This window comes from Streptomyces sp. NPDC059477 (genome assembly GCF_042749375.1).
Classification (GTDB): Bacteria; Actinomycetota; Actinomycetes; order Streptomycetales; family Streptomycetaceae; genus Streptomyces.
The window spans coordinates 22,671-29,065 of sequence record NZ_JBHYUG010000110.1; the positions used below are offsets into that span (position 1 = coordinate 22,671).

Genomic DNA, 6,395 nt, shown 5'->3' on the forward strand with positions numbered 1-6,395 from the left:
GGGGGGGGTGGGGCGTGGCGGTGCGCGGGGGGGCCGCGCGCTCCGCCCCGACCCCCGAGCACCCCCCCCCCCACCCCCCCCCCCCCACCCCTGGCCTTTCGAAGGCAACACCTGCCGGGCTGTGGCCGAGCGGAACTGATGCATTCCATCCGTAGCGGACGGGCTCCGCGGATTGGCCGGTGGAGGGATTTCATCCGTTCGGGCGGCCGACCAATCCGGGGACAGTCCGGGGCCGGATTCCCCGTGTGAGGAACGACAGGACGAGCATCCGGAACCGGCGGGCGGTAGCAGCGCCGGTGGGGCTCGGTGCGCTGAGCGGGGTCCTGGCCGGTCTCGCGGCCCTCGCCATCGCCGAGTTGGTGTCGGCGGCGGTGCGTCCGCAGGCTGGTCCCGTGGTCGCGGTGGGCGCAGCGGCCATCGACCGTACGCCCGCCGCGGTCAAGGACTGGGCGATCCGGAACTTCGGCACGAACGACAAGCTGGTGCTGCAAGCCGGAATCCTCGCGGTGCTGGCCCTGCTCGCGCTGTTCCTGGGAATCGCGGCCCTGCGGTTCCGCCGTGCGGGCGTGGCGGGCGTCCTTCTCTTCGGGCTGGTGGGTGCGGTGGCCGCCGCCACCCGGCCCGATGCCAGCGGCCCGCCCGACACGGTGCCGTCCTTGGCGGGGGCGGTCGCCGGGGCGGCCGTGCTGTACGCCCTGGTGGGCCGGCTCACGGTACGGAGGCGGTCCGCCGCATCCAGCGGCGGACCGGAACAGGAGCAAGAGCAGGAGCGGGAGCAGGGACGGGCACGGGGACGGGAGCAGGATCAGGATCAGGAGCGGGGACGGGGACGGGGACGGGAGCGGGGACAGGACGAGGGCTGGGACCGCCGTGGTTTCGTCATCGCCGCGAGCGCCGCCGCGGCGGCCTCCTTCGGGGCCGGTGGCCTCGGCCGGGTCCTGAAGGGCTCGGCCGCCCAGGACGCGACCGCCTCCCGGGAACGGGTCCTGCTGCCCGCGCCGGGCTCCCCCGCCGCCCCCCTGCCCAAAGGCACCCAGCTACGGGTCCCCGGGGTCAGTCCCTTCGTCACCCCCCACAATTCCTTCTACCGCGTCGACACCGCGCTCGTCGTACCGAGGGTGGACGCCACCACTTGGCGGCTGCGCATCCACGGCCGGGGAGTCATCCGACCCCTCACCCTCACGTACGACGACCTGCTGCGCCGCGAACTGGTCGAGCGGGACATCACCCTCACCTGTGTCTCCAACGAGGTCGGCGGCCCCTACGTCGGCAACGCGCGCTGGACCGGCGTACGGCTCGCCGAACTGTTGGCCGAGTGCGGGGTGCGGGCGCCCTCCCTGGGTGGGCCGGCCGACCAGTTGGTGGCCCGTTCCGTCGATGGGATGACGCTGGGCAGTCCGGTCGAGGACGTCATGGACGGCCGGGACGCCCTGCTCGCCCTCGGCATGAACGGCGAACCGCTCCCCTTCGACCACGGCTTCCCCGTCCGCATGGTGGTGCCGGGCCTGTACGGGTTCGTCTCCGCCTGCAAGTGGATCGAGAGCATCGAGCTGACCACGTTCGACGCGTACGACCCCTACTGGGTACAGCGGGGGTGGGCACGCCGGGCGCCGGTCAAGACGCAGTCGCGGATCGACACGCCCCGGCCCTTCGCCCGGCCGAGGGCGGGGACGGTCATGGTCGCCGGGGTCGCCTGGGCCCAGCGCCGGGGCATCGACCGGGTTGAGGTCCGGGTGGACGACGGACCGTGGCAGCGGGCCCGCCTCGCCACCGAGGCCAGCCGTGACACCTGGCGGCAGTGGTCCTTCCCCTGGCAGGCCACCCCGGGCGGCCACACCCTCACCGTGCGCGCCACCGACCGCACCGGAGCGGTGCAGACGCAACAGCGGACGAAAACCGTGCCCGACGGGGCCAGCGGATGGCACTCCGTGGTCGTCACCGTCGAATGACCCCGTGATCCCACGCCCCCGATCAACCCCCTACCAGCAAGTTCCCGCCAGCAGGCGGCACAGGCCGCCCGTTTCCCCACCCCAGGAGAATCACCATGAACACTCGTCACATTCGTTTCCGCCGTGCCACCGTCGCCCTCGCCGCCGCGGCCGTACTCCCGCTCGTCCTGACCGCCTGCTCCGACAGCGGCAGCGACTCCGCCGAGTCCGGTTCCGCGCCGGAGGCGTCGGCCCCGGCCTCCGACGACAACGCCGGTACCAGCTCCGAAACCGCCGCCATGGACCAGCCGTTCGGCCCCGCCTGCTCGACCGTGCCCACGACCGGCGCGGGCTCCTTCGACGGCATGGCCCAGGACCCGGTCGCCACCGCCGCGTCCAACAACCCCGCGCTGTCCACGCTGGTGACCGCCGTGCAGAAAGCGGGGCTTGCCGACACCCTCAACAATGCCGAGAACATCACCGTGTTCGCGCCGACCAACGACGCCTTCGCAAAGATCCCCAAGGCCGACCTGGACAAGGTCCTCAACGACAAGGCCCAGCTGACGAAGATCCTCACCTACCACGTCGTCGGCCAGAAGCTCGCCCCCGCCGATCTGGAGAACGGGTCCTTCGACACCCTGGAGACCTCGAAGCTCACGACATCCGGCTCGGGCGAGTCGTACACAGTCGGCGACTCGGCCCAGGTCGTCTGCGGCGGAGTCGAGACCGCCAACGCGAACGTCTACATCATCGACACCGTGCTGATGCCCACCGCCTGACCAACCGGCACCCGACGTCGGCCCGCCCTCTCGCCCCGTTCCCCGCCCGCCCCGTCCGTCCGGGCCGGGCCGGGCCGGGAACGGCGGGCCACCGGTAGCGTTCCGGACAGGGGGGTGAGCACGGCCTGTGCTGCTTCTTCGGGACTCCGTCCTTCCTCGACCGATCCTGTCGGCAGCGCCCATGTGTCGCCCGGGAGGCGTGGCAGGACGAGACTGGTGACCCCGACCAGGGCAAGGACCGTGACGCCGGTGATCGGCGGGCGCCAGTTCTCGTACGGCGCTCGTGCTCGCGGCCTCACGGTCGGGGGTAAGGCGACCGGCTTCATGTCCAGCCGCCGCCGTCCACGGCCTCGACGATGCTGGTAGCCAGCACAGAGGGGTGGTCACATTCCCGCCCGACGCGGCGGCGCTGGCGGCGAGAGGACGGTACGGGACGTAGGGGATCGTGGCGTCGCGGCACAGTTCCATGACCGGGTCGTACCGGTCGAGGATGTTGAGGACGTTCTGCACCGCGGCGACGGAGACTTCCTTCCGGGCCTGTTCGAAGTCGTCCGGGGTGATCTTGGAGAGGCCGATGTGCCCGATCTTCCCCTCGTCGCGCATGGCCGCGAGCGTGCCGAGCTGGTCGGCGAGCGGTACGTCGGGGTCGATGCGGTGCAGGTAGCACAGTTCCAGGCGCTCCAGTCCCAGGCGGCGCAGGCTCGCTTCAACGCTGGCGCGCAGGTAGACCGGGTGTCCGTGCGGTGCCCACTGGTTCGGGGCGGGCCGTGCGAAGCCCACCTTGGTCGCGATCAGGAGGCTGTCGGGGTAGGGGTGGGGGCGTCTTTGATCAGGTGCTCGACGGTGTGGGGGCCGTAGGCGTCGGCGGTGTCGATGTGGGTGATGCCGAAGGTGTGGACGGCTCGGCGCAGCATGCCGAGGGCATGGTTGCGGTCGTGGGGGTCGCCCCGGATGCCGGGGCCGGTCAGGCGCATGGTGCCGAAGCCGAGGCGGGAGATGGTCTTTCCGGCGATCTCGATCGTTCCGCCGGGCGCGGGAGGCTTCATATCAGCGCCTCCGTGCAGCAGAGCTGGAGGGCCTTCTCGATGGCCCGCCTCTGGCTGGCGTGGTCGCCGGTGACCGGTATGGACGGGAGGCTTTCTTCGCGGAGGAGTGCGTGGGTGTGGTGGTCGACCAGCGTGCGGTAGCGGGCGTCGTGGTCGTGCTTCGGTCTGACGGGGACGTCGGGGTCGAGGACGGTGGCGAGGAGGAGGTCGTAGGGGTCGTGTGCGGCGGCGAGCCGGTACAGGGACTCGCTTCCCGCGCGGGGCAGGGTCCGGTTGTTCCATTCCTGGGCGGCCCGGTAGTAGCTGATCGCGTCCCAGCAAGCCCGATCCGCGAGGACGACCCGCACCGGGGCGTCGTTGCCGAGGGACGCGGCGGCGGCGACTTCGTCGGCGATGCCGGTGGCGATGATCCACCTGGTGGAGTCCACCGTGTGGTGCCGCATCTTGGGCAGGGGCACGAGTGCCGCCCGCCGCCCGAGCCGGCCGGCGCGGGCGACGGGGATGTCCAGGCCGCGCAGTTCCATCTCGATGCGGCGCATGAGCAGGGTTTTGCCGGTGGAGTGGGCTCCCATGATGCCGATGCGGAGGAGTTTTGGTGCTGTCACCACAGGGTGGGCTCCTGTTCTGGTTCGGGGGCGCCGGGCAGGCCGGGCGGGACGGCGGCGGCCACGAGCTGCTTCCAGCTCTCGTACTGGCCGGCCATGGCGATGAGGAGCTGGGCGGTCGCGTACGCGTCGAACGTCGCCCGGTGGCGCTGGGCGGGAGCCTGGTCCAGGTCCGGCCGGGCATGCTCGATCAGCGCGTCGAGGCTGTGTCTGGTCAGGCCGGGATAGGTGGCCCTGGCGAGGCGGAGGGTGTCGATGACTCCGGCCGGCCGCCACTGCGGAAGGTGGGCGGACAGGACGCGGTAGTCCACGTGCGCGTGGTGGGCGGCGATCCACGCCGTGCCGAGGTAGGCGTGGACCGCGTCCTTGGTCTCCTCCCAGCCCGGCTTGTCCTCCAGGACCTGGTTGGTCAGGCCATGCACCCGGGCCGCGAACGAAGTTCATGCGGTGGGTGTTCCGTCCTCCGCCTTCCAGCCGATCTCGGCTCGGCCGTGGCGGCGGTTGTGGTGGGGTTTGGCTCGGTCGTGTGGAGATGTTCGACGGCATAGCCGACGACAACGAGACGATCACGGCCGAGAACCAGGCCCGTCGCGAACAGCTCGCCCGTTGCAAGCCGAGCAAGCCAGGGCGGCCCGCTGGAGCCGAACGACAGCTCCTCGCGGCCGAACGAGCCAAGCTCGCCGGGATGAAGCCCTTCCGGAAGATCACGGGCCCGGCCAGCCGCCAGGCCATCCGCCGCACCCTCCGCGCGGCACTGAACGCGGCGATCGCCCAGCAGTTGATCACCTTCAACCCGGCGTCCCATGTCGAACTGGAATCCGGCAAACACCCGAAACCACTCCTATGGACCGAGGAGCGCGTACGACGCTGGCGCGAGACGGGCCAAGTCCCCGACCCGGTCATGGTGTGGACCCCACAGCAGTTCGGCGCCTTCCTCGACGCAGCCGAGGGCGACCGCCTGTACGCGATCTTCCACCTCATGGGCACCCGCGGTCTCCGTCGCGGCGAGGCGGTCGGCCAGGACTGACACGAAGTCGACCTCGACGCCGGCCTCATCACAACCCCCAAGGAGATCGTGGTGGACGGCTGGGACCCCTACGAGTCCGAGCCCAAGACAGACGGCAGCGCCAACACGATCGCGCTCGACAGCACGACCATCTCCGAACTGCGCGACCACAAAGCCCGCCAGGAGAAGGAGCGCGCGGAGTGGGGCGAAGCCTGGCATGACACCGGCAAGGTCTTCACCAAGGAAGACGGCTCCTGGCTACACCCGGAGACCGTCTCCGAGACCTTCCGCCGCGTTCTCGCCATGACCGACCTGCCTCCCATCACCCTGCGAGACCTGCGTCACGTCGCCGCGACGCTCACACACGGAGGCGGCGGCGACATCCACACGGTGAAGGAGACACTCCGGCACTCCACGATCACGCTGACCTCGGACACGTACACGAGCCTGCTCCCTGAGCTGGACCGCGAGATCGGCGAGAAGGCAGCCAAGCTGATCCCCCGTTCGCGCAGGGCAACTGCCGATTCGTCCGCTCAAGCGGCGCCCATCCGCAGACCACGCCCACATCCGCTCACGCATCGCTCACGCAGTGGCTCGAAAACGAGGAAGCGCCCGAGTCGACCGAAGCCGACCCGGACGCTGCGTAGCAGGTCAGAGGGCATATCCCCCGCCTACAACTCGTAGGCCCTGTGGGACTCGAACCCACAACCAATGGATTAAAAGTCCACTGCTCTGCCAATTGAGCTAAGGGCCCACCCGGTGATGCGTGATGTTGCCTCCCCGAGCATAGCCGGAGCGGGCCGCGTCTCCGATCGGGTATCGGGACACTGCCCGGCGCACGGGTGAAGAGGGGCGAGGGAATCAACCGAGGGAGCCGCAATCGGGCCAAAGCTCGACAGACACCCCTGCGAGCCCCCTAGCCGACTCCCTGCAAATCCCCCAGATATCCCCCACGGATCCCCAACCGTCCCCTACGGATCCACCCCACCCCCGCCCCCCACCCGAGCCCCGGCCTCCCCCTCCCCCTCCCC

Annotated in this window: 4 protein-coding genes, 1 tRNA gene and 3 pseudogenes; 3 read left to right on the forward strand and 5 right to left on the reverse strand. The window is 70.7% G+C overall.

Annotated features, from left to right (window positions below):
- The first annotated feature begins 245 nt into the window (after positions 1 to 245).
- Complete coding sequence (locus ACFXAZ_RS34615; RefSeq protein ID WP_384599402.1) at positions 246 to 1,949, forward strand: molybdopterin-dependent oxidoreductase; 1,704 nt, start codon at positions 246 to 248, stop codon at positions 1,947 to 1,949.
- 95 nt (positions 1,950 to 2,044) lie between these two features.
- Complete coding sequence (locus ACFXAZ_RS34620) at positions 2,045 to 2,707, forward strand: fasciclin domain-containing protein (protein WP_384599405.1); 663 nt, start codon at positions 2,045 to 2,047, stop codon at positions 2,705 to 2,707.
- A gap of 465 nt (positions 2,708 to 3,172) precedes the next feature.
- Here ACFXAZ_RS34620 and ACFXAZ_RS34625 read toward each other — a convergent pair.
- The 4 genes and pseudogenes from ACFXAZ_RS34625 to ACFXAZ_RS34640 all read right to left on the reverse strand — a co-directional run.
- Positions 3,173 to 3,487 (reverse strand): annotated as a pseudogene (locus ACFXAZ_RS34625) (aldo/keto reductase); the annotation flags it as partial.
- An 11-nt stretch (positions 3,488 to 3,498) separates the two neighbouring features.
- The gene (locus ACFXAZ_RS34630; RefSeq protein ID WP_384599409.1) at positions 3,499 to 3,753 is read right to left on the reverse strand and encodes an aldo/keto reductase; all 255 of its coding nucleotides are present in this window, start codon (positions 3,751 to 3,753) and stop codon (positions 3,499 to 3,501) included.
- Positions 3,750 to 4,361, reverse strand: a complete 612-nt coding sequence (locus tag ACFXAZ_RS34635; protein ID WP_384599412.1) for an AAA family ATPase — start codon at positions 4,359 to 4,361, stop codon at positions 3,750 to 3,752. Before ACFXAZ_RS34635 ends, ACFXAZ_RS34630 begins: the two co-directional genes overlap by 4 nt.
- A pseudogene (locus tag ACFXAZ_RS34640) lies at positions 4,355 to 4,783 on the reverse strand (exonuclease domain-containing protein); the annotation flags it as partial. The pseudogene ACFXAZ_RS34640 and the gene ACFXAZ_RS34635, both read right to left, overlap by 7 nt.
- A 101-nt stretch (positions 4,784 to 4,884) precedes the next feature.
- Between ACFXAZ_RS34640 and xerC the strand changes: the two are divergent.
- Positions 4,885 to 6,048, forward strand: a pseudogene (gene xerC / locus ACFXAZ_RS34645) (tyrosine recombinase XerC); the annotation flags it as partial.
- Here xerC and ACFXAZ_RS34650 read toward each other — a convergent pair.
- Positions 6,046 to 6,118: transfer RNA gene (locus ACFXAZ_RS34650), tRNA-Lys, on the reverse strand. The pseudogene xerC and the gene ACFXAZ_RS34650 sit on opposite strands and share 3 nt — an antisense overlap.
- Positions 6,119 to 6,395: the final 277 nt, after the last annotated feature.